This is a genomic window from Vibrio sp. CCUG 15886 (genome assembly GCF_028570825.1).
Classification (GTDB): domain Bacteria; phylum Pseudomonadota; class Gammaproteobacteria; order Enterobacterales; family Vibrionaceae; genus Vibrio; species Vibrio vulnificus_B.
In genome coordinates, this window is sequence record NZ_JAQQBT010000003.1 from 94,560 (window position 1) to 119,273 (window position 24,714).

The 24,714-nt window shown below is 48.2% G+C and carries 18 protein-coding genes; 13 read left to right on the forward strand and 5 right to left on the reverse strand.

Annotation, left to right across the window (positions count from 1 at the left end):
• Positions 1 to 171: 171 nt before the first annotated feature.
• The 9 genes from PQQ36_RS09020 (at position 172) to PQQ36_RS09060 (ending at position 10,145) form a co-directional block, all read left to right on the forward strand.
• Positions 172 to 888 carry a DeoR/GlpR family DNA-binding transcription regulator gene (locus PQQ36_RS09020; RefSeq protein ID WP_013571443.1) on the forward strand — a complete coding sequence of 239 codons (717 nt, stop codon included), beginning with the start codon at positions 172 to 174 and terminating at the stop codon, positions 886 to 888.
• 78 nt (positions 889 to 966) lie between these two features.
• Positions 967 to 2,277 (forward strand): L-fucose:H+ symporter permease, encoded by a 1,311-nt coding sequence (gene fucP / locus PQQ36_RS09025; protein WP_225485546.1) that lies wholly within the window; start codon positions 967 to 969, stop codon positions 2,275 to 2,277.
• Between the two features lie 32 nt (positions 2,278 to 2,309).
• On the forward strand, positions 2,310 to 4,058 hold the full coding sequence (locus PQQ36_RS09030; RefSeq protein ID WP_225480144.1) for an L-fucose isomerase: 1,749 nt from the start codon (positions 2,310 to 2,312) through the stop codon (positions 4,056 to 4,058).
• A 42-nt stretch (positions 4,059 to 4,100) separates the two neighbouring features.
• A complete protein-coding gene (gene fucK, locus PQQ36_RS09035; RefSeq protein ID WP_273660963.1) occupies positions 4,101 to 5,567 on the forward strand; it encodes an L-fuculokinase in 1,467 nt (488 codons plus the stop codon).
• Positions 5,560 to 5,991, forward strand: a complete 432-nt coding sequence (gene fucU / locus PQQ36_RS09040) for an L-fucose mutarotase (protein WP_043877245.1) — start codon at positions 5,560 to 5,562, stop codon at positions 5,989 to 5,991. Before fucK ends, fucU begins: the two co-directional genes overlap by 8 nt.
• A gap of 13 nt (positions 5,992 to 6,004) precedes the next feature.
• On the forward strand, positions 6,005 to 6,652 hold the full coding sequence (gene fucA, locus PQQ36_RS09045) for an L-fuculose-phosphate aldolase (RefSeq protein ID WP_011150689.1): 648 nt from the start codon (positions 6,005 to 6,007) through the stop codon (positions 6,650 to 6,652).
• Between the two features lie 11 nt (positions 6,653 to 6,663).
• On the forward strand, positions 6,664 to 7,812 hold the full coding sequence (fucO, locus tag PQQ36_RS09050; protein WP_273660964.1) for a lactaldehyde reductase: 1,149 nt from the start codon (positions 6,664 to 6,666) through the stop codon (positions 7,810 to 7,812).
• Positions 7,813 to 8,157: 345 nt separating this feature from the next.
• Complete coding sequence (locus PQQ36_RS09055) at positions 8,158 to 9,153, forward strand: 2-hydroxyacid dehydrogenase (protein ID WP_047109578.1); 996 nt, start codon at positions 8,158 to 8,160, stop codon at positions 9,151 to 9,153.
• Positions 9,154 to 9,374: 221 nt separating this feature from the next.
• Positions 9,375 to 10,145, forward strand: a complete 771-nt coding sequence (locus PQQ36_RS09060; RefSeq protein ID WP_047109580.1) for a TerC family protein — start codon at positions 9,375 to 9,377, stop codon at positions 10,143 to 10,145.
• 207 nt (positions 10,146 to 10,352) lie between these two features.
• Here the strand turns inward: PQQ36_RS09060 and PQQ36_RS09065 are convergent, their stop codons facing one another.
• Entirely contained in the window at positions 10,353 to 12,122 is a 1,770-nt protein-coding gene (locus PQQ36_RS09065; protein WP_273661126.1) for an SgrR family transcriptional regulator, read from the reverse strand.
• 232 nt (positions 12,123 to 12,354) lie between these two features.
• Between PQQ36_RS09065 and PQQ36_RS09070 the strand changes: the two genes are divergently transcribed.
• A complete protein-coding gene (locus tag PQQ36_RS09070; protein ID WP_011150681.1) occupies positions 12,355 to 12,516 on the forward strand; it encodes a hypothetical protein in 162 nt (53 codons plus the stop codon).
• Between the two features lie 143 nt (positions 12,517 to 12,659).
• On the opposite strand, the gene PQQ36_RS09075 is transcribed toward PQQ36_RS09070, so the two are convergent.
• The gene (locus tag PQQ36_RS09075) at positions 12,660 to 13,193 is read right to left on the reverse strand and encodes a carboxymuconolactone decarboxylase family protein (RefSeq protein ID WP_273660965.1); all 534 of its coding nucleotides are present in this window, start codon (positions 13,191 to 13,193) and stop codon (positions 12,660 to 12,662) included.
• A gap of 104 nt (positions 13,194 to 13,297) precedes the next feature.
• On the opposite strand from PQQ36_RS09075, the gene PQQ36_RS09080 reads away from it, so the two are divergent.
• On the forward strand, positions 13,298 to 14,137 hold the full coding sequence (locus PQQ36_RS09080; RefSeq protein ID WP_273660966.1) for a cupin domain-containing protein: 840 nt from the start codon (positions 13,298 to 13,300) through the stop codon (positions 14,135 to 14,137).
• Positions 14,138 to 14,175: 38 nt separating this feature from the next.
• Here PQQ36_RS09080 and PQQ36_RS09085 read toward each other — a convergent pair whose 3' ends face one another.
• The gene (locus PQQ36_RS09085) at positions 14,176 to 15,939 is read right to left on the reverse strand and encodes a SulP family inorganic anion transporter (RefSeq protein WP_013571457.1); all 1,764 of its coding nucleotides are present in this window, start codon (positions 15,937 to 15,939) and stop codon (positions 14,176 to 14,178) included.
• A 67-nt stretch (positions 15,940 to 16,006) separates the two neighbouring features.
• Positions 16,007 to 16,936 (reverse strand): pyridoxal-phosphate dependent enzyme, encoded by a 930-nt coding sequence (locus tag PQQ36_RS09090; protein WP_039554138.1) that lies wholly within the window; start codon positions 16,934 to 16,936, stop codon positions 16,007 to 16,009.
• Positions 16,937 to 17,105: 169 nt separating this feature from the next.
• Between PQQ36_RS09090 and PQQ36_RS09095 the strand changes: the two genes are divergently transcribed.
• Complete coding sequence (locus PQQ36_RS09095) at positions 17,106 to 19,601, forward strand: bifunctional diguanylate cyclase/phosphodiesterase (RefSeq protein ID WP_011150660.1); 2,496 nt, start codon at positions 17,106 to 17,108, stop codon at positions 19,599 to 19,601.
• A 96-nt stretch (positions 19,602 to 19,697) separates the two neighbouring features.
• Here PQQ36_RS09095 and PQQ36_RS09100 read toward each other — a convergent pair whose 3' ends face one another.
• On the reverse strand, positions 19,698 to 22,004 hold the full coding sequence (locus PQQ36_RS09100; RefSeq protein WP_225470652.1) for a YgiQ family radical SAM protein: 2,307 nt from the start codon (positions 22,002 to 22,004) through the stop codon (positions 19,698 to 19,700).
• Positions 22,005 to 22,213: 209 nt separating this feature from the next.
• Between PQQ36_RS09100 and PQQ36_RS09105 the strand changes: the two genes are divergently transcribed.
• A complete protein-coding gene (locus PQQ36_RS09105; RefSeq protein ID WP_225470653.1) occupies positions 22,214 to 24,676 on the forward strand; it encodes an EAL domain-containing protein in 2,463 nt (820 codons plus the stop codon).
• Positions 24,677 to 24,714: the final 38 nt, after the last annotated feature.

The following is a 24,714-nucleotide window of genomic DNA, read 5'->3' on the forward strand; positions in this document are numbered from 1 at the left end:
ACGGATGTGTGGTTTTGACCGTTTGCCACACAAAATGCCCGATTTTTTGTGTGGTCTTTCAACTTTTCGGGCAAAAGTGGGCAAGCAAAAAATCACCGTGAGCCGTGTCACGGAATTTCGTGCCACGTAAACTAATATCAGACTCAATTCATGTAATTGAGAAACTTATTAATGCAAGCAGCATCACGAGCTAGTTTTATTATTAAAACAATATCAAAAGTAGGCCAAGTATCCGTTGTTGATCTTTCTGAAGAATTAAATGTTTCTGTTGAAACAATCAGACGAGATTTAAAAGAACTAGACAAGAAAGGTGAGGTTGTTCGTGTTCATGGTGGTGCGATATGTAAGGAATATCGTGATGAAGGTACATCGTTCAATAATAGAGCAAGCAGTAATGTTACTGACAAAATGCATCTTGTAGAGCAAGTCATTTCTAATGTTTATGAAGGTTCGGTGATTGGATTAGATGCGAGTTCATCAAGTTGGTTGGTGGCGCAATCGTTACCGGATATTCAGTGTACGGTGGTAACAAACTCAATTAATAACATAAATGTATTATGTGGAAAGAGAAATATTACCATTATTAGTTTGGGTGGTTATTTTTCCGAAAAATATAAAGCTTTTTACGGCATGTTAGCGAAGAACATGCTTTCTGAAATGGCCCTAGATCTATGTGTGATCTCCTGTGTGGGTTTTGATGAAGACACAGGCGTTTGGGATTCGAATGAATACAACTATGAAATCAAGAAGACATTCATTGAAGTTTCAGAAAAAGTAATTCTGTTAGCTGACAAGAGCAAATATAAAAAGAAAAGTCTTTTACGAATTTGTGGGTTGGATGAAATAGATTTATTAATATCTAACGCTGCAATTAATACAAAAATATAAAACTTAATTTATTCAATAACGTGAAACTCATTCCTATAAAAATAATGAGAGGGATGACCGTACTTAAAGGAAATTAAAATGACCGACACTTTATCGTCCGTAACACAAGCGGAAATAAAAAAAGGAAATAGTGATGTTATTCCTAGAGCTGTCTTGATCCCATTTATATTGCTGACATCGTGTTTCGCTCTATGGGGACTGGCTAATAACATGACCGATGTGCTCATCGCTCAGTTTAGAAAAGTATTTACTTTGACGGATATGCAATCTGGATTAGTGCAAACAGCATTCTATGGTGCGTACTTTGTGCTAGCTTTGCCTGCGGCATTATTTATCCAGCGCTACAGTTACAAAGCGGGGGTTTTACTTGGCTTAGGACTATTCGCATCGGGCGCTTTACTGTTCTATCCGGCGGCACAGGCAATGGAATATTTGCCCTTCCTCATGGCGTTGTTTGTCTTAGCGGGCGGGCTGTCAATTCTTGAAACCAGTGCCAACCCATACATTATTGCCATGGGCCCACAAGAGACAGCAACTCGCCGCCTTAACATCGCGCAAGCCTTTAACCCTGTTGGTTCAATCACTGGCGTTCTGATCGGTAAATTCTACATTCTATCTCAACTTCACCCAGCATCAGACGCTGAGCGTGCTGCTATGTCTACAGATCAGCTCGCCACAATCCAAACTTCAGAACTTGATGCGGTCATGATGCCATACCTAGCGGTTGCGGCAGTGATTGTGGTGGTTTGGTTAGCGATCGCGTTTACAAAAATGCCAAAAGCGAAAGAAGCTCGCCTTGTAGATGGCTCAGATCACTCACTCAAAGCAACATTTTCTCGCCTCGCAGAGAAGAAGCATTTTGTTCGAGGTGTGATTGGCCAGTTCTTCTATGTTGGCTGTCAGATTGGTTGCTGGTCTTGGACAATCCGCTATGTGATGACGCAAGTGGGCGGCACAGAAGCGGAGGCATCAAACTTCCTACTTGCCTCTATCGTGGTGTTCAGCGCGTTCCGCTTTATCTGTGTTGGCTTAATGAAGTACATCGCCCCAGAGAAGCTATTAGCCATGTTGGCTTTGGTTGCGTCGCTGCTGGTGCTGGTTCTTATGACTGCCGGTGGCGTGACAGGTGCCTACGCACTCGTCGGCATCTCAGCGTGTATGTCACTGATGTTCCCAACGATTTTTGGTCTCTCTCTACAAGATCTTGGCAGCGACTCTAAGTTTGGTGGCAGCTGCTTAATCATGGCGATTCTCGGTGGCGCGGTTCTTACCGCCATCATGGGCCAACTATCAGATTCAATGGGTATTCAAGCCGCGTTCGCTATTCCTCTCATTGGCTTTGTCTACCTCGTTTACTTTGGCCTTAAAGGCTACCAAATCGAAAAGTAATTCAAATTAACGTGAAATAAGAGAATTTTAAAATGAGTAATTTAGTCAAAATCGGTATTCGCCCAACAATTGATGGCCGTCGTTTAGGTGTGCGTGAGTCTCTAGAAGAGCAAACCATGAACATGGCGAAAAATTTAGCCAACTTTATCGTTGAAAATGTCCGTCATGTTAGCGGCGACGCGGTCGAATGTGTGATTGCAGATTCAACCATCGGCGGTGTGGCAGAAGCAGCCGCGTGTGCGGATAAGTTCAAGCGCGAAAATGTTGGTCTCTCTATCACTGTCACTCCTTGCTGGTGTTACGGCACGGAGACGATTGATATGGACCCACATATGCCCAAAGCGATTTGGGGCTTTAATGGCACTGAACGTCCGGGAGCAGTTTACTTAGCCGCAGCGATGGCGGGTCACTCCCAAGTTGGTCTCCCTGCGTTCTCAATCTATGGTGAGGAAGTGCAAGATAAAGACGACACTTCTATTCCATCTGACGTACAAGAGAAGATCTTGCGTTTCTGCCGCGCCGGTCTGACGGTGGCGACAATTCGCGGTAAATCTTACCTATCCATGGGTTCGGTCTCTATGGGTATCGCAGGCTCGATTGTTGATCAACCCTTCTTCCAGCACTACCTAGGTATGCGTAATGAATACGTGGATATGACGGAAATCAAACGCCGCCTAGATCGAGAGATCTTCGATAAAGAAGAGTTCGAGTTAGCGATGGCGTGGACGAAAGAGCATTGCCATGAAGGTAAAGATTACAACCGTGAGCCAATGAGTGAAGCGCGTAAACAGGAAGATTGGCAGACAGTGGTTAAGATGACGATGATCATGCGCGATCTGATGGAAGGTAACCCTAAACTGGCGGAAATGGGCTTCGGTGAAGAAGCACTCGGTCATAACGCCGTCGTGGGAGGCTTCCAAGGCCAGCGTCATTGGACAGACCATCTGCCAAATGGTGACTTTAGTGAGGCGATCCTTAACTCTTCGTTTGACTGGAATGGCATTCGTGAACCGTTTGTGATTGCGACTGAAAACGACAGCCTTAATGGCGTTAACATGCTGTTTGGCAAGATGTTGACAGGTCAAGCGCAAGTGTTCTGCGATGTTCGTACTTACTGGTCAGCAGACTCGGTTGAACGCGTCAGTGGCTACCGCCCAGAATCCGGCTTTATCCATCTGGTTAACTCAGGTTCTGCTGCGCTTGATGGTTGTGGCGAAGCTAAGTTAACCAGTGGCGAGTCCGCCATCAAACCGCACTGGCAGATGAGCGCGCAAGATGCAGAGGCATGCCTTAGCGCTACCAAATGGCCACCAGCAGATGTTGAATACTTCCGTGGCGGCGGTTTCTCTTCGAATTTCCTAACCCATGGCGGCATGCCATTTACCATGCACCGCATCAACATCATTAAGGGGATCGGTCCGGTTCTACAAATCGCAGAAGGTCACTCAATTACGCTGCCGCAAGAGGTGCATGAAACTCTTAATGAGCGTACCAACCCAACTTGGCCGACCACATGGTTTGTGCCGCGCTTAAATGGCGAAGGAGCATTCAAAGATGTTTATTCGGTGATGGCGAACTGGGGCGCGAACCACTGTGTGATCACTTATGGTCACGTTGGGGCTGATTTGATCACCCTCGCGTCGATGCTGCGCATTCCTGTTGCGATGCACAACGTGGAAGAGAGTGACGTGTTCAGACCTCACACCTGGAGTGCATTCGGTCAAGACAAAGAAGGCCAAGACTACCGCGCTTGTGCAACCTTTGGTCCTTTGTACAAATAACCAGTTGGGGGCGGAGTACGCTCCGCCCAATTAGGAGTCTCTATGTCAGTAGTAATTGTTTTGGATTGCGGAGCAACAAACTTGCGAGCCATTGCCATTGACTCTCAAGGGAAGATTGTTGCCTCGTACTTTGTTAAGAATGAGACCAAACAAGACATAAATAACCCTGATTACCATATCTGGGACTTTGAACAAATTTGGACCAAATTGGTCGAGTGTGGTCAGAAGGTGATTGCCGAAGTAGGGGCGAAAAATGTGCTCGCTCTGACTGTCACCACCTTTGGGGTCGATGGCGCGCCATTTGATAATCAAGGTAATCAGTTGTACCCCATTATCTCTTGGAAATGCCCACGCACGGTACCGGTGATGAAGCAAGTGGAGCAAGAACTCGATCGTTTGCAGCTTTACCGTGATAACGGCATTGGCGATTACAGCTTTAATACGCTCTACAAACTACGTTGGTTCCAACAGCATCAGCCACAGTTGTTTGAGCAAATGGATAAGTTTGTCTTTATCTCATCGATGATTACCCATCAACTGACGGGTGTGTGGTCGACTGACTACACCATGGCAGGAACCTCGATGATGACCGACTTAACCCTGTGCAATTGGAGTCCAGCGGTGCTTGAGTATCTCGGATTGAGCGAAGAGCGGTTCCCCCCGCTAGTAATGGCAGGTGATGTGATTGGTTCGGTCACAAGTGATATTGCTAAGCTGCTCGGCCTTGGGGCTGACGTGCCAGTGATTTCAGCGGGGCACGACACCCAATTTGCACTTGTTGGGTCGGGGGCGGCTGAAAACCAAGCTTTTTTGAGTTCAGGCACATGGGAAATTCTTATGGCGCGCAGCCAACGCCCGCAGCTCGATGTTCATGCCTTGCAACATGGTGTCACCGTAGAGTTGGACTCGGTCAAAGGCTTCTACAACCCTGCGATTCAATGGTTATCGAGCGCGGTAGTTGAGTGGGTCGCCAATCAGTTTTTTACCGCAGAACAAGCCTCAGGCGAGCTGTATAAGGTGATGATTGAAGAGGCGCGAGAAGTAGGTAACGGTGCGAGTGGGGTGGTGTTTAAACCCAACTTCACCACTAACGCAGATGGCATTGGTCAAGGGGCGATCGAAGGGCTTGGGTTACATACAAACCGTGGTCAGATTGCTCGCGCAGTGTTTGAAGGGCTTAGTAAGCAACTTAAACAGCGTTTTGATTACCTCTCACAGCTTTGCCAACTCAGCGATGGCCCGGTGGTTGTGGTCGGCGGGGGCACCAAAAACGACTTGTGGAATCAGCTCAGAGCCGACGCATTGCAAAGGCCGCTACATATCGTAGAGCAAGCGGAGGCGACCGTGATTGGCGCCGCGATGTTTGCTTTCACTGGCTCGGGTTTTTATCCCGACATCGATAGTGCTCAAGCGCAAATGAAACCGAGCTTACGCGTGGTGAACCCAAGTTTGCTCAACACCCCACCGCTTGAATCGAAAACTGTGCAACAGGAGTCTACTCATGCTTAAAGGAATCCACCCTGCTTTATCACCGCAGTTGCTCGCGACCTTATCGGAAATGGGCCATGGCGATGAGATCTTGTTTGCTGATGCGCATTTTCCTGCCCATAGCTTCAGTCACAACGTGATTCGCTGCGACGGAGTGGGGGTTGATACCTTGCTCTCAGGCGTGATCCCGCTGTTTGAGCTTGACCAATATGTGCCGAAACCGCTTGTGATGATGCAGGCGGTCAGTGGTGACCAACTGGATCCAAATGTAGAACGAAAATATCTCCAAGCGATGGTGCAAGCGAATGTCGCTTCTCAACAAATTGAACGCGTTGAACGTTTTGCTTTCTATGAGCGAGTAAAACAGTGCTACGCGGTAGTGCTGACTGGTGAAACCGCAAAATACGGCAACATCATTCTCAAAAAAGGCGTAACCAGTATTTAAAGGAAATGAAAAAATGAATCGAGTAGAACTATCACAACAAATCATCGACACTTGTCTTGAAATGACTCGTCTTGGCCTAAACCAAGGCACAGCAGGTAACGTTAGCGTGCGTTTTGACAATGGCATGCTGATTACTCCAACTGGTATTCCGTATGAAAAACTCACTCCTGACCATATTGTGTATGTGGCGCAGGATGGCAGCTTTGAAGAGGGCAAATTGCCATCATCAGAGTGGCTGTTCCACTTAACTTGTTACCAGCAGCGTGATGATATTAACGCTGTGGTGCACAACCACGCGATCAACTGTGCAGCAGTTTCTATCCTGAATAAATCCATTCCAGCCATTCATTATATGGTTGCGGCATCTGGTGCGACTGAAATCCCATGTGTCCCTTATGCGACGTTCGGCAGCTCTAAACTGGCGCAATTCGTGGAAGAGGGCATTGCGAAAAGTAAAGCGATCTTGCTTCAACATCACGGTCTAATCGCAGGTGAAGTGAATTTAGAAAAAGCCTTGTGGTTAGCGCATGAGGTGGAAGTGTTGGCCGATCTCTATCTAAAAACGCTCGCAATAACACCGGATGTTCCCGTGTTAGATGAAGCGTCGATGGCCGTGGTACTGGACAAGTTTAAGTCTTACGGCTTGCGTGTAGAGAAATAGGGGGAAATGTCATGGCATTTGCACTAAATCTTCCTAAATTGAGTTACTCAGGTGTCGGAGCGGTCGATGATGCGATCGCAACGCTAAGCCAACAGCCAATCAAACGCGCGTTAGTGGTAACGGACCATAATCTGGTCGAACTGGGCATCTTGGATCATTTGTTTGAGTTGCTTGATGAGTTCTCTATTGACTACGAATTGTTTGACAAAGTGACGCCAAATCCAACTGCAACGTTAGTGCGAGAAGGATTAGCGGTTTACAACGATACTGGCTGCGATTGTTTCATCGCAGTCGGGGGCGGTAGCCCAGTCGATTGTGCCAAAGCGATCCGTATTGTGGCGTCTAACCCAGGTGATATCGTTGATTTTGATGGGGTTGGCAAAGTGAAGAGTGCTGGTGATTTCTTCATTGCCATCAATACCACCGCAGGGACCGCGGCCGAGATGACCTCTAACTCGGTGATCACTGATGAGTCGCGCCAAGTAAAAATGGTCATTATTGACGCCAAACAGATCCCTGATGTCGCGGTTAATGACCCGACGTTGATGGTCAATTTGCCACCGCACGTAACCGCCGCGACGGGGATGGATGCGCTCACTCACGCGGTGGAAGCCTATGTCACACCAGGCGCACATACCTTAACTAAACCGACTGCGCTTGAGGCAATCAAACTGATTGCCCAGTGGTTACCTATCGCGGTTGAAGATGGTAAAAATCTTGAAGCGCGCGAGCAATTGGCTAACGCTCAGTTCTTAGCGGGCATGGCGTTTAACAGTGCGGGTTTGGGGTTAGTGCACGCCATGGCTCATCAACCTGGCGCGACTCATAATTTACCTCATGGGGTGTGCAATGCGATTTTGCTGCCGCAAGTGTGTGAATTTAACGCCGAGAAATATCCTCAACGTTTTCGCGATATCGCTTCGGTGATGGGTGGGAAAACGGAGGGGCTGAGCGATAGAGAAGCTGCCGATTTAGCCGTTAATCTGATGCGGAATTTGTCAAAACGAGTCAACATTCCTAGCGGTTTTTCTTTGCTTGGAATAAGTCGAGCAGATTGCGAGCTGTGGATAGAGAAAGCCCTGGCTGACCCGTGTCTGGGGGGAAACCCTCGCCAGCCAACAACCAGTGAAGTAGAGTCACTCTACCTTGCGTGTATGTAAATAGCCGATTCGAACGATACCTCTCTCGGTAGCAGTGTGCTACTAAGGGAGGCCATAGATAGCTCCTTCTTCCTATTCTCATTTATCCGCCTGTTTTTTAATCTCCCTCCTCTTTAAGCACAATTTTTACAGTGTTTTTTTTGCCGATTAAAGGAGTATAGTTGGCGTTAACCCAATGTTTTATCGAACTATATTATTCAATCTTTGCTCAGTTATTAGTCAGAAATGGCTCAAAAATAAATCGGTAAAACAGGGTTGGTAATAACAAAGCAAATAGCGCAATGTTTGCTGTAAGCAGTAATAAAAAGGCAAGTGCGAGAGAACTGGCCGACGAAGGAGAACACCATGATCAAGATCGCTTTTTTTAGCGCGAAATCTTATGACGAAGCCTCGTTTAATAAAGTGAATGGCAACAAAGAGTATGAGTTTCACTACCATGATTTTCGCTTGCGGCTAAAAACCAGCAAAATGGCTCAAGGTTGTGATGTGGTCTGTGCATTCGTCAATGACGATCTATCTGCCCCTGTTCTTGAGCAGTTAGCGCTTGGTGGCACAAAGCTGATTGCGATGCGCTGTGCTGGGTTTGATAAAGTCGATCTGCAGGCGGCCAAAAAACTGGGTTTGCAAGTGGTGCGAGTGCCAGCGTACTCTCCAGAGGCGGTAGCGGAACACGCGGTTGGCATGATGATGTGTCTGAATCGTCGCTTGCATAAAGCCTATCAGCGAACTCGCGATGCCAACTTCTCGCTTGAGGGGTTAGTTGGCTTTAATTTCTACGGCAAGACCGTTGGGGTCATTGGTACGGGGAAAATCGGCCTTGCGACGATGCGGATTCTAAAAGGATTGGGGATGGAAATTCTTTGCTACGATCCTTATGAAAATCCACTGGCCATCGAAATGGGCGCGCGCTACACCACTCTCCAAGAAATTTACCAAAGTGCCGATGTGATTTCACTGCATTGTCCGATGAGCAAAGAAAACTTCCATTTACTCAATGAACACTCGTTTGAACAGATGAAAGATGGCGTGATGATCATCAACACGAGCCGCGGTGAATTGCTTGATTCAGCAGCGGCGATTGAAGCGCTGAAAAAAGGCAAAATAGGCGCATTGGGCCTCGATGTTTATGACAACGAGAAAGATCTGTTCTTCCAAGACAAATCGAATGATGTGATTGTCGATGACGTGTTCCGCCGTTTGTCTGCGTGCCACAACGTTTTGTTTACTGGCCATCAGGCCTTTTTAACGCATGAAGCGTTGAACAATATTGCCTCGGTAACGCTTAACAATGTCGAGGCTTTCTTTGCTGGCAACACCTCTGGCAATGAGTTGGTGGAATAACGGCCGCTGATGGGTTGTGTGAAGCAGTGTCACTCTTATTGAGTGGCACTGCTTTTATTGTTTTTTGGCGTGTTACGCTTTGTTACAACTGGCCCCATTGCCAAGGTAGGTGGTTGCTGATTTACTAAATGTCCCTAAGCAATAGAGGTATATTTTTTAATGGACGACCCCCTTAGTCGACAAAACACTTCCCTTACTTCCACTGATGTGGAGCTCTTCTTATGTTAGAACTGTTCATGCAACCCGAAACGTGGGTTATTTTTTCCACGTTGTTTGCCTTGGAGATTGTACTTGGCGTAGATAACGTCGTATTTATCTCTGTTTTGTGTGAACGATTACCACCTGAACAACGCAAGTTTGCTCGTAACATGGGTATTAGCCTTGCGGTTTCTGCGCGTATCGTGTTGGTCTTTTCCATCTCGTGGGTGATGTCTCTAACGCAACCGATCTTGTCATTTCAAGATGTTGAATTCACTGGCCGTGATGTGATCATGATTGCTGGTGGCGCATTCTTACTGGCTAAAAGTGCCAAAGAGTTGTGGTCTTGGTTAACGCAGCATGAGCATGCACATTCCACCCATGTCAGAACGGGTTTGGCTGTGGTATTGCTACAGATTGTAGCGGTGGATGCCGTTTTCTCTATGGACTCAGTTATCACGGCGGTTGGCCTGACCAATGAAGTGCCTATCATGGTCGCCGCCATTTTAGCCTCGGCAGTGGTGATGGTGCTAACGGCTGAAAAGATCAACCATGTGGTGACTAAGTACCCAGGTTTTAAAACCTTGGCGTTACTTTTCCTGATCCTACTGGGAGGGTTGCTCATGGCCGAAGGTTTCGCAGTTCACGTGAATAAAGGCTATGTCTACTTCGCGATGGCTTTTGGTTTGATATTAGAGCTTTGCCATATTCAGTTGAAGAAAAAGCAAAAGGTGAATATTCGTCGTATTCGTCCGTTAAACGTGTCTATTCAAGGCGATCTTATCCGAGGGTAAAACGCTAAAACTAGGCTATGAAGTAAGGCTCCGAAAGGGGCCTTATTACGTTGAGAAAGTCTTACAAAAATATCGATAAAACGGCTTGAACCAATGCCACTCCTTCCTTCTCGCGCACGCTTTAGGATGGGTCCCCGCCTGCGCGAGGATGACAAGAAATAGCTGAAAGAGATAGGCAGACGAAAGCCTTTAGAACACGGGAAATCTCTAATCCGCTGACCACACATTACGAATATCTGGCCAACCCCAGTTGGTGAGCGCAACGTCATGAAGCACCCCGTGAAAGCGCAAAGTCTGACGATGATGAAACAGAGGAGTAAGCCAACACTCACTAATGAGCAGTGATGCAATCGGCTCTAACTGTTGCAGATACTCGTGCAGGGGTACCTGCTCTCTCAGCAGAGTTAACTGATTGAGCAACCAAGCTTTGTCGCTTTCAGTCATGCAAGCATGAAGAATCGGATTACTAAACAGCATGGCAAAGGCCGAGGGATGTCGATTGTCATCCAGATTAAGGCTGGTGAGCACTAAATCTTCATCCCATTGCTGATCTAAACTACGCTGATGTAATTCTTGATAGGTATAGCAACGAATAACCACTTCAATGCCAATCTTGGCTAGCAGCCTAGCAATGGCATTCGCACAAATATTCAACGCAGTGTAATTGTAAACCGCGAGCGTGATTCGTCGAGGCAGCGGAACGACTTTGGCTGGCGTTTTGAGTACAGCACGCCAATGTGGCAGCAAATTGGCGGCGTGGACAACGCCAAACATATTGCCGTGAAGTCTGATCTCCTCCTCAATGGCAGATGGGCTGAGCATCTGCATCAAGTAGTGGCGCTGAGCATAATCAAGAGGCAGGGGAGCGCGCTGATTAAAAAGCAGCATCAAACATCCATCTTCTACTCGGCTATGTTGTTGCTCGGAATCATTAGGTTGTCGTTGTTTGGCATTCTTTGTGACGTTGAAACTGCAAGGCGTTGGTGGCGATTCTGGATGGTTGGTTTCAATCAACGTCGCGCTTAAGCGCTCTTCATCTACCCGCCAGATGGTCACTTTTTCCGTCAATGCTCGGCACGCGTAAAACTGATTAAACGCTTTTAAGCAGAGCTTATTCTCATTGTGTTCCGTCACTTCAAAGGCGCCACTGCCCACAACGGGTATGCGACGCTCGCGAAGGCCAGCAACGTTGTTGAGCTGGCTAACTGGCTGTATCGCGTATTTCACGCCTGTAATCAGCCCTGCAAAACCAAGATCGGGTCGATCGAGGGAGAACACCACCTTAAAAGGCGTTGGCGCTTTGATGTCGACAACGTGAGCCAGTTCTTGTTGATGACTTGGCAAGCGGGACAGCTTGGCAAATAAACTCACAATGCTCGCTGCATCAATGGCGGCGCCGTTGTGAAACGTCAACCCCGGCCGCAGATGGAAAGTCCATTGCAACAACTGAGCATCATAGTGCCAATGGTGTGCCAGCTCTGGTTGAATTTGGCCATGGGTATCAACGGACACCAGACAACAATAGATCTGGCGAATTAAGAAACGTTCGCTGCTGCGTTGTGGAAGGTGGGGCAATAATGGCTCAAACATGCGCTTGTAAGTCAGCTGAATATGCAGCCGGCCTTCTTGCAGTGTCGCGCCCGATGTACGTTTCAATAACTTGGCGAAGGCAATGTCATCGTTATCAAGAATAGCGAGGGCTTTTTCGTATTTGCCGATGCGAACCCGTTTGGCCGCCAGCTCTTCTTTCAACGCAATGAGCTCAAAATTCAATACCAGTGATGAACGATGATGGCGTCCCGGCTTGGGCGTCCAGCTCAGCCAGCCCACTTGATGCAGCTTCACCAAAAGATTACGCGCATGACGAGTGCTGGTAAAAAGACGATCAGCCAGCTCAGATAGGGTGGTTTTTATTTCATCTCCCACACCTAATGGGGTCAGTCGCGCGTAATAGCGCAGTAAGTTGAGATCGGACACACATACCTCGGTGAGCATCATGGAGAGTGACCATTGTAATGAAAATTGGTGTGGCTAATGGTGAAAACCTTCCGCTTGGTTTGTTCCTCTTTTGCGGGTTTTGAGGCAGTTGAGTGCGTGGTGGGGCAAGAAAAAACGATAAAGCGGAACGAACGGCAACGCATTGCTCAGTTTTTCTCATCATCTTTGCAAGGCAGAATGAAAGGGTAGAGACAACGCAGGAGGGCGATGTATGTACCTAACTCAGAAAACGGAAAAGCACCCCATGGCGGAGTATTACCAGCACAGGTTACAACAGAGTCATAGTCGTATTGAGCGTTTGGCACTGCTGGCCTTAATGGAGTTGATGTTTGCCCGCTCAGAGCCAGCGCAATCAAGTAAGAATAAACACTAACTCCGCAAGAATAAACGCAGCACTCTTCACTGCTCCTGATGGTTCAAATAGCTTTCCCCCAAAGTCTATGGTTGAGTGCTGCTTTTGCCCGATAAACAACTCCCCCAACTGAGGTTGAGGGAGCGTGTCTGAGGCTTACCAGATTAAACGTCCAACGAGACCACCGGGAAATCGATGTCTGTCTCCGCAATGTGGTTGGCGTAGTTGGTAAAGGTGTTAAGTGCGACTTGCGCCAATACTTCAAACAACAATTCGTTATCGAGACCCTTCGCTTGTAAATCGGCTAACTGCTCATTTGAGATCACGCCGCGTTGTGTCACCGTCAGTGCTGCAAATTCAACAATCGCTTGATCAACGCTGTTATCGGCTTCGACTTTACGTGCTGCCACGATTTCTCCTTTGGTTAAACCGGTGCTTGATGCAATCAGCGTGTGAGCGGATAGGCAGTATTGACAAGCATTGGCTTGACCTACCGCTAAAGCCACCAATTCACGTTGGCGAGCGGTCAATTTGCCTTTGCCCAACGAATCACCAAACGCCAGAATTGAGTTCAATACCGTTGGCGAGTGAGCGATGGTGGCGTAGAGGTTTGGCACCATACCGAGTTTCTTTTCGATCGCTGATAGTGTGATTTCCGCTGCGCCTTGTGGGTTAACCAGTTTTTGGATACGAGACATAATGTTTTCCTTTTTGTGTGTGCTGATTTGTTGAAGAGATATTGACACAAGAAGTAAGACGATTTATCACTAAAAGTCTTATTGGATATACCAAGAGTCTTTTTATGGATGCACTATCGGCACTCGTTCAACACGCCGCCCCCAAAGCGAACTTGTTTTTTAGTGGCAATCTTTGTGGCAGCTCGGAGAGCACAAGCCACGGGCAAGGTGGCCAATTGCACTTACTGAAAAGTGGAGAGCTGAATGTGTATGAGTCGCACGGGCGCAAACATGTGTTAACTGAACCGACACTCATTTTCTACCCAAAGGGGCGCAAGCATTCTATTCAGTCACGCACGTTACAAGGCTGCGATCTGGTGTGTGCAACGGTAAGCTTTCAAGATTCCCCTTTATTGAGAGCAATGCCCGAAGTGGTGGTGATTCCGTTAAGTCAATTGACGCATCTTGATTCCGTGCTGAGCTTGCTGTTTGATGAGGCGTTTTCACAGCGCTACGGTTACGTCGCCAGCATCGCGCATTTGTTGGATCTGCTGTTGATTTTGCTGATCCGCCATTTGGTGGCAGAAAAAATTTGTCAGGCAGGAGTATTGGCGGCGTTGGCTCATCCGAGATTGGCATCATCACTTGAGGTGATGCATAACCAAATGGATCATCCTTGGACAATAGAGAGCCTTGCGCGAGAGGCAGGCATGTCGCGTGCCCGTTTTGCAGCCGTTTTCCAGCAGACGTTAGGACAACCCCCGCTGACTTACCTGACGGAAGTTCGTTTACTTAAGGCGCAACAGTTATTGCTTTCAGGACAAGCGATAAAGTCGGTCGCGCTGGAGGTGGGCTACAGTGGCAGTGTTGCTTTTACTCGCGCATTTAGCCGATGTTTTGATACCACACCGGCTCAATGGTTAGCGCTTCAGCAAGCACAAGCTCACACGAGCCCTGCTGAATAAAGGGCATTCGGGAAATAGAGAAGAGACGAAAAGGCCCCTCATGCCACTTCGGGAATCGCTTTTGGCGGTTCTTCCAAATCGGGCTCTTTTTGCACAGTAGGGACTTGACCTTCACCCACGGCGCTGAGGTAACAGCCACTGAGTTTGATGGCGAGATACATATCCGCGCGCAGCAAAATGCCACCTTCACTGGTGCTGATGCCCGTCAATTCGCACCACTGACGAAGGCGTCGTTTACGGCCAGCTAGAATCAAGCGAATTCCTCGTTTTTTCAGCGTTTCATGCACATCCGCGAGCGTTGCCATTACACTCAAATCTAGGTGAGTGAAGCTAGAAACCGCATCCACCACCACGCAACCCACGTCTTTGGTGTGTTCCGCGTGTTCCAGTAAACGGCGCTTAAAATACGGTGCGTTGAAGTAGGTGAGTGGCGAGTTAAAACGGTAGATCACCATACCTGGGATCGGAGTCGCTTTGCCTGTGCCGTCGACGGTGCGAATGGTGCCTTCTTCATCCAACCCAAGCAATTGATCGCTTGGGCGCATAACGATGCGCAAGAACTGGAACAGACCCAACAACACCGCCAAGGTGATGCCCGGTATTACGCCAATCACCAGCACAGAAACAAAAGTGATGGAGGCGAGGTAGAAGGCGTCTTTGTCACGTTTTCGTAAGATCCAAATGCCTTTAAGATCAAGCAGCGACAGCGAGGCGATAATCAAGACCACTCCCAATGAAGCGATAGGAATAAACTGCAATGGCTGGTAAATAAACACGGCGATCACCGCAATGGTGATAGCAGCAATAATGGACACCAGTTGGGATTTTCCTCCATTGGCATCGTTGACTGCCGTGCGGGAATCGGCACCACTGATGGCAAATCCCTGTGAAAAGGCTGAAGCAATATTGGCAAAGCCTAAGGCGCGGAATTCTTTGTCGGCATCAATATCGTAGCCGTTTTTGGCCGCGAAGCTGCGGGCGGTCAGCATCATGCTGACAAAGCTCACCATCGCCAAATTGAGCGCTGGTACCACCAATTCACGAGTGACGCCCAGTTCAAACTCTGGCGTTTGGAAGTTAGGAAACCCGCCTTGTGTCAGCCCAACCACCGACACCCCAACTTCTTGCAAACGCAAAAGCCAAACGGAGGCGGTGGTGATGAGGATCGCCAACATCGCCGCAGGCCAACTAGGGCGAAATCGCTTGGTGATCAGATAGACGACCACAGTAGCCACGCTGAGCGCCAATGTCGGCCAGTGCAAATCTGCCAATCGCTGTGGGGCTTCCCATAAACGTTCAAGTAGGTAGCGCTGCTCATATTTCCAGCCTACCACCTTGGCAAACTGGCCAACGATGATGGTGAGTGCCACACCATTGAGTAGCCCTAAGAGGATCGGACGTGAAAGAAAATCAGCCAAAATGCCCAATTTCAGACGGCTTGCCAGTACGCACCACATTCCGGTCATCGCGGTCATGGTCATCACCAGTTGCCAGTGTTTGGTTGCATCACCAGCGGCAAGCGGGGTTACCACAGCGGCAATCACCGCACACGTAGCGGCATCAGGTCCGACGATCAATTGCCTTGATGTGCCCATTAAGGCGTAAACCAACATTGGCAATACGCACGAATAGAGACCGACAATCGCAGAAACCCCCGTTAATTGGGCGTAGGCGATAGCAACAGGCAGCGCGACGGCCACCACAGAAAAGGCGGCGCGAACGTCGTCGGCGAGCCACTCTTTTTGATAGTGTTTTAATTGGACGAGTCCGGGGAACCACTGCGATAGGATTATTTTGGCCAACAGATCTACCCATAAATGCGGTTAAGTTACTGTAAAGTATACAGCGTTATTTTGTAACATTCGTGAGTTATTTATCGATAGCGGAGGGTAAATTCTCTTCTAGTGGGAATTTTCGCTGATATCTTGGCAGCATTGACTCATTTCCTAACAAGCCTCCTTGGTGAATATAAAGCAGCGTTTTATCTTTATTCTCCTCTAACCAAGGGAGCAAGCAGCGCCACATGAGCGGGTCGTAAAGAAGGTCAAACTCAATATCGGTGTGATTGAGTAGAGACAACCAGGTTTGGTAGTCCTCTTTGTACAGCTTGCCGAAATGGTGCTTGTTGGCTGGGGTAAGGAGTTGGGGATGGTCTGTTTCGCCTAGTTGCTCAAATTGGCTGGTGAGGTAGCTGTCGCCTCCGACACACGCACAGGTCAAAACATCGATGCCATGAGGTTTAAGGTATTTGTGCAGATAAAGTGCGGTGGTGCCGGTTCCTGACGGGAGCGCGATGACAAATTGTTTCGACGGTTCAAAGCGTGACCAAGCCAACAGTTCCAAAGCCAGCTGTTTGATGCCTTCTTCTGCCAGTTCAAAGCGCCCACCTTCTGGAACGACATAGCAGGCATCTGATGGTTGTCTTACTTGTTCGATGTATTGTTGAGGATGCATGCTGGGGGCGTGTTGAGAAACCTCGATGATCTTCGCGCCGAGCTCTAACGCGCCACGATAGTTACCTTGTGGGCGTAAGCGTAGCCATTCCGGTAAGTGGTCGACATAAAACTCGAGTTTCCAACCTTTGATGCGTGCCAGTGCGGCCAAAGAAAAGAGAGAGTTTGCTTGCGCGGAGCCATAACTGATCAGAGTGGTGATATTGGGCAAATTGGCGTTCAATAAGCTCATGAATTTTCTTGCCTTATTCCCAGTAAAGTGGGAATGCAACAAGTCGTCACGTTTTAGGTAAAAGGTATGACCGGCGTAACAATGTTGAGTAATGGGGCTGTTATCGAGTTTCATAACGTGTGATGTTATTGACTTAAAAGAAAATAAATATAAATGATAAATTGGGAGGTCGTGTCGCTGCGATTTTAAGCGTTGAGAGAAAAAGTCTCAACACTAAGACGCAACAGCTAGCGATACTTCAGTTCTTATAAAATACTACGTCAAGGCTGGAGCTTCAGAAAACGTGCATTCGAGTTCAGATCAAAACATTCTACGGCTAATTCGTATTATTCCGTTGTGTATCATTACAGGCTTTATGTTGATCTTGGTGGCAGTGATCGTCAATGGCAATAAAAGCCGAACTACGCAATTGATTGAAACACTGCGCAGCGATTTCACCGACAATCAAAAAGCCAACGTTGCACGACAAGTTGAAAGTGTTTATCAGCAGTTAGAGTATGAGCGCGGCCAAACGATTCATGTTCTTAAAGCCTCAGTAAAAGCCCGCACCTTAGAAGCTTATCAAATCATCGAAAGTATTTACAAAGCCAACCAACATCTTTCTGAGAAGGAAGTGACTCAACTGGTGATGGAAGCGCTGCGTGATGTCCGATTCAACGATGGACGCGGCTACTATTTTATCTACAAGATGGATGGCACAACGGTCATGCATCCTCTTCGTCCAGATCTAGAACAAACCTCCACATGGGAATTACAAGACACACATGGCGGCTATATTGCCCGAGATATTGTGCGCAATATTCGCAGTTCCACTGATGGAGGCGCGTTTTCTCGCTGGTGGTTTCAAAAACCGGGCTTTGGCACGCAAGAGTTTGAGAAAATTGGCTATGCCAAACATTTTGCCCCTTACGATTGGTTTATTGGTACCGGCGAATACACGGTTGATGTGGAAGCGTATATCCAAAAACGGATGCTGAAATGGCTCTCAGAGTTTCGCTTTGATAGCAACGGCTACATTTTTGTGTTGAATATGGAAGGTGAGACCATCGCTCATATTGACCGTAGCAAGCTGAGCGTGAATCAACCGCACTTATTGCAGCTTTTCCTTGATGCGCTAGAGAAGACCGGAGATGACAACGCCGCGTTTGTTCGCTATGAAAGTGCCTATGTTCCGAAAGCCGTGACCAGCGGAGAGAAAATTAGTTACGTCAAAAAGCTGCCGGAATGGGGGTGGGTGATCGGTGGTGGGGTTTATCTGTCGGAGATCGAAAAATTCATTGATAAGCAAGGGCGTGATTTGCGTGATCGCTACCGCTCTGAGCTGTTTAAAATTCTTACGCTTTGTCTGTTATTGGCGTTTGTTTTGGCGTCATTATCACTGGCAGTCAGCCAGTACATTGGCCGTCGTTTTAATCAATATCAAAAACGCATCCGCACCGATTTCAAAAAACTTGAACAGAGCCAAGAGCAGTTGGCCTACCAAGCGAAGCACGATTCTCTCACCAAACTGCCAAACCGCTCTTTGCTGGAAGTTCAAATAGTGTCGGGCATTCAACGTTGCCGAGCGAGTGGTAAGCAACTGGCGGTGATGTTTGTTGATTTGGATAACTTTAAGAAGGTGAATGATCAGCATGGTCACAAAGTGGGTGACGAGCTGCTGCTCAGAGTGGGCGAGAAGTTCAGCCAACTGTTGCGACCGGGTGACAGCGTAGCCCGTTTTGGCGGAGATGAGTTTGTCTTCTGTTTTGCTGAGCTAAGCAGCAAGGAAGAGGCCGAAATGCTGGCAGAAAGCGTGCGACGTTCATTGACCGATCATTTCATTTTGCATGGCGCTTTGGTGTCGACGTCGTGCAGTGTTGGTGTGGCGATGTATCCTCAAGATGGTGACAGTGCCGATCAATTAATTGCCAATGCAGACATTGTGTTGTTCCGTTCGAAAGCTCAGCACAAAGGGCAAGTGATGTTCTATGATCAGAGCATTAACGAGCAGGTCCAATACGATTTCCTTTTGGAAGATGAGCTGAAATACGCCATCGAGCGCGATGAGTTAGAGGTGTATTACCAACCGCAAGTGAACCCAAGAACGGGTCAGATTGAAGGTGTTGAGGCGCTATGTCGCTGGACCAATGGCTACCTAGGTGCGGTGTCACCGATGAAATTCATACAGATTGCCGAAATCTCTGGGCAGATCTTCGCGATTGGCGATTTTGTGCTGCGCAAAGCGTGTTTAGACATGAAATGGTTAGCGCAAACCACGGGGCGAACCATGCCTGTTTCTATCAATATCTCCCCGAAACAATTACTGCAAAAAGGTTTTGTTAATGGTGTGTATTGCGTCACTCGCGAGTTGGATATTGATTGTCGCTTGATCACCTTAGAGATTACCGAAAACGTGTTTATCGAAGAGTTGGAAGAGGTTAAACCTATCATGGAAGAGTTGCGCCAACTTGGCTTCCATATCTCGTTGGACGATTTTGGTACTGGTTTCTCGTCGCTCAGCTATTTGAATGCGCTACCCATCAGCGAAATTAAGATTGATCGCTCGTTTGTCAGCAATATGCTCAGCCGATCGCAGAGTGAAAGTTTGGTCAAGACCATCGTGGCGATTGGTCATTCCAACCGAATTATTGTGGTGGCGGAGGGGGTCGAGACGGTTGACCAGCAAATCCGCTTACATCAACTGGGTTGTGACCGTCTACAGGGGTATTTGTTCTCTAAACCCGTGTCACTTAAAGATCTGGTGAACGTCGTTGAAGCCAGCAGAACCGCTAGCGTTTAACACGTGACATCAACATACAAAAAGCCAAGGTCGAGACCTTGGCTTTTGAACACTTAGAGGCGCTTTATGATCACAGACGCCTCTTTTTTATTGGTGTTAGCGAGCTCGTGACGGTTGGTTTCTGCCACCTGCACGTGGTGAGTTTTTCCCACCCGAGCTTTTCCCACCGGTGTTTGCACCAGAGCGTTGTGGATGTTTGCCACCAGTTGCTGAGCCTGAACGTGATGGCGCCGAGTTTGACTGGCCGCCACGTGTTGGTTTTTTGCCTGAACCCGCGTTAGCTTTATCACCCGGGAAACCCGGTTGGGTGCTGGTGTGTTTGGTAGCAAAACGGTTGGCACCATGGCGGCCTGATTTACGACGCTGTGCTGGCGTGCGAGCATCCACATCTTCCGCAGGCACCAAACAGCCCGGTTTATCGCCGATCAAATACTTCTTACCCATAGTGATCAGTGCTTCACGGATCAACGGCCAGTTGGCTGGGTCGTGGTAACGCAACAGCGCTTTGTGCAGTCGACGCTGGCGATCCCCTTTGGCTACCGGCACATCTTCACGCTGTTTGTACTTCACGCGTTTAAGTGGGTTAGTCTCAGAGTAGTACATCGAGGTGGCATTACACATTGGCGATGGGTAGAAGTTCTGTACCTGATCGCATTCGTAATTGTTCTTCTTCAGCCACAATGCCAAGTTCAGCATGTCTTCATCGGTCGTGCCCGGGTGCGCAGAGATGAAGTACGGGATCAGATACTGCTTCTTGCCCGCTTCTTGGCTGTACTTATCGAACATCTCTTTGAAGCGATCGTAAGTGCCCATACCCGGCTTCATCATCAGGTCGAGAGGACCCTTTTCGGTGTGCTCAGGGGCAATCTTCAAATAACCACCAACGTGGTGCGTGACCAGTTCTTTGACGTATTCTGGCGATTCAATCGCCAGATCATAACGAACGCCCGAGGCGATCATCACTTTCTTCACCCCTTTAACCTGACGCGCTGCGCGGTAGAGATCAATGGTGTGTTTATGATCGGTATTGAGCTTATTACAGATCCCCGGGAAGACACACGAAGGGCGACGACAGTTGGCTTCGGCTTTTGGATCGCTACAACCGAGGCGATACATATTGGCTGTTGGCCCGCCTAAGTCAGAAATGGTGCCCGTAAAGCCGGGTACTTTATCGCGGATCTCTTCCAGCTCGGTCAAAATCGACTCTTGTGAGCGGTTTTGAATGATGCGTCCTTCGTGCTCGGTGATTGAGCAGAATGAACAGCCACCAAAACAGCCACGCATGATGTTGACGGAGGTTTTGATCATCTCATAGGCAGGAATCTTCGCTTTACCATATTTCGGGTGCGGAACTCGCGCATATGGCAAACCGAACACATAATCCATCTCTTCTGTGGTCAGTGGGATCGGCGCTTGGTTTACCCACAGCTCGCGGTTACCGTGACGCTGGATCAGTGCGCGGCCAGAATAAGGGTTGGTTTCCAAGTGGAGGATACGGCTGGCGTGCGCATAAAGAATGCGGTCGTTTTGTAGCTTCTCGAAACTTGGCAAACGCACCGCTGTGGTCGCGGCGTCGTGACGCGAAGGACGAATAGTAATCGGCTGCGCTTTGGGCTCTTCCGATTTGGTTTCACACTGCGTTTCTACTTCGTAAGGGTTTGGCGGAATAAAGGCTTCTTTACGTGGCTTCTCGATGCGCGAGGAATCGATGATGGTGTAGCCCTCTGGCTCTGCCGCAAGGTTAACCGCGGTGCCACGAATGTTGGTCATTTGAGCGATCTCTTCGCCCTCAGCCAAACGATGCGCCACTTCCACCAGTGCACGTTCTGCGTTACCAAACAACAAAATGTCCGCTTTGGCATCAAGCAAAACAGAGCGACGCACTTTGTCGGACCAGTAATCGTAGTGCGCAACACGGCGTAAGCTTGCTTCAATGCCGCCTAAAACGATAGGCACGTCTTTATAGGCTTCACGACAACGCTGCGAGTAAACAAGTGTGGCGCGATCTGGGCGCTTGCCACCTTCATTATTTGGCGTGTAGGCGTCATCGTGGCGTAATTTGCGATCTGAAGTGTAGCGGTTGATCATCGAGTCCATGTTGCCTGAGGTGACACCAAAAAACAGATTTGGTTTACCAAGCGACATGAAGTCGGTTTTGTCTTGCCACTGTGGTTGAGCAATGATGCCCACGCGAAAGCCTTGCGCTTCCAGCAAGCGACCGATGATCGCCATACCAAAACTCGGATGGTCGACATAAGCATCGCCAGTGACTAGGACAATGTCACAGCTATCCCAACCCAATGCGTCCATCTCTTTTCTGCTGGTTGGCAGAAAAGGGGCGGTGCCAAAACATTCGGCCCAATATTTTTTGTGGGTATGGATAGGGGTAATATCGCTGTGCATAAAATAACCTCAGATTTTGCGAGCGCGAATTATAGCGGCTTGTGAGACCACTATCCACCACTACATAACCCTAGTTTTATCACGTTTTTTCGCTAACCAAAGTCCACTGGTAAGAAGCAAGCTAAAAACTGTAGGGGCAGTCAAGGTTAGCGTTGGGCAACGATTCTATAATTATGAAACAAGAGTCGTATTTGGCATGGAGTTGGCCCATGGATGAGAAGTTAGTTGGTTCGTCGAGTGAAGTTCAGGCTCATGAAAATGTCATTGGTGTCGCGTTTGACTGGCGGCTCAACTTTGTTACTCAACGGTTTGAATGCGAAGAGAGTGCCGCCTATGCCTTATTTGGTGTGGAGATTTTTCCCATTACCACCAAGCAGCTCATTCAGTGGTTGCCGATTTCTCAACGGAAAAAAGCGATCGACGCTTTTCGCCAAGTGTTAACGACAGGTGCCAGTCAACGTTATCAATGTGCGCTCGTGACGCCGTTAAACATTGTCACTTTTGTTGAGTTTGATATTGAAAGGCAAGGAGAGAATCAGCTTGCCGGAACCGTCACACCATTATTGCTCCTGCGTGATGCCGATGAAGTGGCCGAGCTGTTTTACCGTTTGTTTGAAAACGATCACCACGGCATTTTAGTGACCGATGAAGAGACTCGCATCCTTGCGTGTAATGCCTATTTTGAACGCCTCACTGGGTATCATCGCCGCGATCTTATCGGTCTTAAATCTCGTATTTTTAACGCAGATAAACACTCTGAGCATTTCTATCAGTCGATGTGGCACGCCCTTGCGACGGAAGGCAGTTGGTCCGGGGCGATTTTGACCCGAACCTCAGGGGGAGAGAATACCCCACAAGATCTCACCATCCAAAAAGTGACGTTAGCGGGTCGAGACTATTTTATTGGGTTTAGTGCCGATCTCTCGACGCATCTCAATCGCCTTAATGATCGGGAAAAAGGAGGCATTGATCTGCTCACTCAGTTGCCCTCTAAAGAGAAGTTCCTGCGCTTATTGGAGGTTTGGCACCAAAGTGAGAGTGACAAGTCAACGCTCCTGCTGCTGGCGATACAGCCGAATTTCTCTTACAGCACGGAGCTGAATGCGAAAAGAGAATTTGCTCAGTTTCTGTTTGAGCACAGCCATAACCACTTAGTGGGCTATCTTGGCAATGATCGCTTTGTTGTTGGGCTGGAGATTGAACATCATTCTCATATTTCTCTCATTCGTCAGGTTCGCCAACGTATGAAGCGATTTTTTCACGGTTTCAAGCAAGCCAAAGGCGAAGTTTCGCAAGCGCTAACCCAAGGGAAAACCGGTGTTTCGGTACTCGGTGTTGACGCAAAAACGCCAGCGGCACTGTTCACGCATGCTAATCAGGCTCTGTTGGAAATGCATTCAGGGCAGCAACGGCACATCAGTTTTTATGATCATGCTATGCACTTACAAATCGAAAAGAAAAAGCGCTTAGAAACCTTATTGCTTGAGTGTATCGAGCAGAAAACCATTGAAGTGCATTACCAGCCGATTATCGATCTACAACAGTGGCGAGTGGATAAGTTCGAAGCCTTGTGCCGTTTTCCCCCCGCATTGAGTCAAGAAGCCTCGGTTCAGGAGTTGATCAATATCGCCGAGGACTTGGACATGATTGAAATTCTCGACCAGCAGGTGGCAAGGCAAGCATTAAGCGATCTTGAGTATTTGCAGTGTTGTTTCGGACCACAAGTGGGTATTTCGTTTAATCGTTCCATCAGTTCGTCAACGGGCGTCAGTCAGCTGTTGATGCAAACGGCGTTGCTGATTGATGAAAGTGGTGTACAACCTGATCAAGTGACGGTGGAAATCACGGAAAATGCCTATTTTGAAAGTGAAGAACACAAAGCAGATGGCCTGAAGCTGCTACGTAAAGCGGGCGTTTCTGTTGCCGTTGACGATTTTGGTACCGGCTACTCTTCGTTTCAATACCTCACGCAATGCCATTTTGATGTGCTCAAAATCGATCGCGCGTTTGTGCAAAATATTCGTGTGAACTCCAATCAATATCGTATTGTACGATCGCTGACAGAACTTTCGCATCAACTAGGCTTGCGGGTGGTGGCTGAAGGGGTAGAAAGCGAAACCGAGCTGCAAATTTTGGCGCAAATCGGTGTGGATAGCGTTCAGGGGTACTTTTTTGCTAAGCCTTTTGCCCTCAAAAGTGACGCCCAGCAGCAATTCGAAGCGCTCTCTTTGGCATCCTACCAGAAGAAGTACGGCTCGAAAGGGTGCGTCTGCGATCTTGCCACGCCCGCGACGCCTCATCTTGACCCGGGGGACCCAATCTCATTAGCGTTCGAATATTTGCAGCGAGATGAGCTCAACATTATCCCTGTGGTGGACGGGCGGAAATGTGTAGGGTTTGTCGATAGAGAAGCGATGAACTTGCATTTAACGCCAGGAATGGGCACCGAGCTGGAAACCATGAAAGAAGCCGGTTTGTGGAACAAGCGCGTCAATCAAGTGATGGTATTGAATTTTTCAACGCTACACTGGCACACACAAATGAGCGCGTTGGCGGTGGTCATTAACCAATTGGAATTGTTTCCTTGGGTCATGGTGGATGACGATGGGGACTATAAAGGGGTAATTGAAATGCACTCGGTCCTTAAACATTTGCGCAAGAATCTTAGTTAGTTCGACTGGTGTAACTGCGCCTCATCACCTAATTTTAA

Coding starts and splice junctions, on each gene's coding strand:
- fucK (WP_273660963.1), top strand. CDS start 4,101: ATGTCAGTAGTAATTGTTTTGGATTGCGGAGCAACAAACTTGCGAGCC.
- PQQ36_RS09090 (WP_039554138.1), bottom strand. CDS start 16,936: ATGAAACTCGATAACAGCCCCATTACTCAACATTGTTACGCCGGTCAT.
- PQQ36_RS09060 (WP_047109580.1), top strand. CDS start 9,375: ATGTTAGAACTGTTCATGCAACCCGAAACGTGGGTTATTTTTTCCACG.
- fucU (WP_043877245.1), top strand. CDS start 5,560: ATGCTTAAAGGAATCCACCCTGCTTTATCACCGCAGTTGCTCGCGACC.
- PQQ36_RS09105 (WP_225470653.1), top strand. CDS start 22,214: ATGGATGAGAAGTTAGTTGGTTCGTCGAGTGAAGTTCAGGCTCATGAA.
- PQQ36_RS09080 (WP_273660966.1), top strand. CDS start 13,298: ATGGATGCACTATCGGCACTCGTTCAACACGCCGCCCCCAAAGCGAAC.
- fucP (WP_225485546.1), top strand. CDS start 967: ATGACCGACACTTTATCGTCCGTAACACAAGCGGAAATAAAAAAAGGA.
- PQQ36_RS09100 (WP_225470652.1), bottom strand. CDS start 22,004: ATGCACAGCGATATTACCCCTATCCATACCCACAAAAAATATTGGGCC.
- PQQ36_RS09055 (WP_047109578.1), top strand. CDS start 8,158: ATGATCAAGATCGCTTTTTTTAGCGCGAAATCTTATGACGAAGCCTCG.
- PQQ36_RS09070 (WP_011150681.1), top strand. CDS start 12,355: ATGTACCTAACTCAGAAAACGGAAAAGCACCCCATGGCGGAGTATTAC.
- PQQ36_RS09020 (WP_013571443.1), top strand. CDS start 172: ATGCAAGCAGCATCACGAGCTAGTTTTATTATTAAAACAATATCAAAA.
- fucA (WP_011150689.1), top strand. CDS start 6,005: ATGAATCGAGTAGAACTATCACAACAAATCATCGACACTTGTCTTGAA.
- fucO (WP_273660964.1), top strand. CDS start 6,664: ATGGCATTTGCACTAAATCTTCCTAAATTGAGTTACTCAGGTGTCGGA.
- PQQ36_RS09075 (WP_273660965.1), bottom strand. CDS start 13,193: ATGTCTCGTATCCAAAAACTGGTTAACCCACAAGGCGCAGCGGAAATC.
- PQQ36_RS09030 (WP_225480144.1), top strand. CDS start 2,310: ATGAGTAATTTAGTCAAAATCGGTATTCGCCCAACAATTGATGGCCGT.